General features: G+C 66.2%; 1 protein-coding gene. It reads right to left on the bottom strand.

All coding sequences use genetic code 11. The features are described from left to right. The coding region (locus tag M4J40_RS13445; RefSeq protein ID WP_251754649.1) for a UxaA family hydrolase at positions 1-926 on the bottom strand (926 nt) is incomplete at both ends.

Genomic DNA, 926 nt, shown 5'->3' with positions numbered 1-926 from the left:
ACGACGCCGCCGAGCGGCGTGCCGCGACCGGTGGTGAACAGCACCATGTGACAGCCCGAGGCGGCGAGCGCGGTGACGGCGACGCCGTCATTGCCCGGCGCCGACAACAGGTTGAGACCGGGCTTGGTGATCCTGCCGGTGTAGCCGATCACGTCGCGCACCGTGGAGAGACCGGCCTTCTGGGTGCACCCGAGCGACTTCTCCTCCAGCGTCGAGATGCCGCCCGCCTTGTTGCCCGGCGACGGGTTCTCGTAGATCGGCTGGTTGTTGTCGACATAGTAGCGCTTGAAGTCGTTGATCAGCGCCACCGTCTTGTCGAACACCTCGCGGTTCTCCGAGCGTTCCATGAGGAGCTGTTCGGCGCCGAACATCTCCGGAACCTCGGTGAGCACGGTGGTGCCGCCGATGCCGGTCAGCCAGTCCGAGAAGGCGCCGAGCAGCGGATTGGCGGTGATGCCGGAGAAGCCGTCCGAGCCGCCGCACTTGAGGCCGATGCGAAGTCGATCGGCGCCGACCTCGGTACGCCTGTCGGCCTTCATCTTTGCCGAGAGCTCGCGGCAGATGGTCAGCGCCTCGGCCATCTCGTCGCCAGCTTCTTGGCTGGTCAGGAAACGGACGCGGTCGGGGTCGGGCAGCTCCAGTCCTTCCCTGAAGTAGGCCTTGGTGTTGTTCTCGCAGCCGAGGCCGAGCACCAGAACGCCGCCGGCATTGGGGTGCGTCACATAGTTCTGCAGGATGCCGCGCGTGTTGGCGAGGTCGTCGCCGAGCTGCGAGCAGCCGTAGGGGTGCGAGAGGACGGTAACCTTGGAGCCCTCGGGCAGCAGCCCCTCCTTCTCCACCGCCTTGGCGATGTTGTCGGCGAGGCCGTTGATGCAGCCGACCAGCGGCACGATGAAGAGGTCGTTGCGAATGCCGATGTCGCCATT

Origin of the sequence: Pleomorphomonas sp. JP5, assembly GCF_023721815.1 — a bacterium.
GTDB lineage: Bacteria > Pseudomonadota > Alphaproteobacteria > Rhizobiales > Pleomorphomonadaceae > Pleomorphomonas.
The sequence above is the reverse complement of the archived record's forward strand: the minus strand, read 5'-3'. Positions and strand labels throughout refer to the sequence as shown.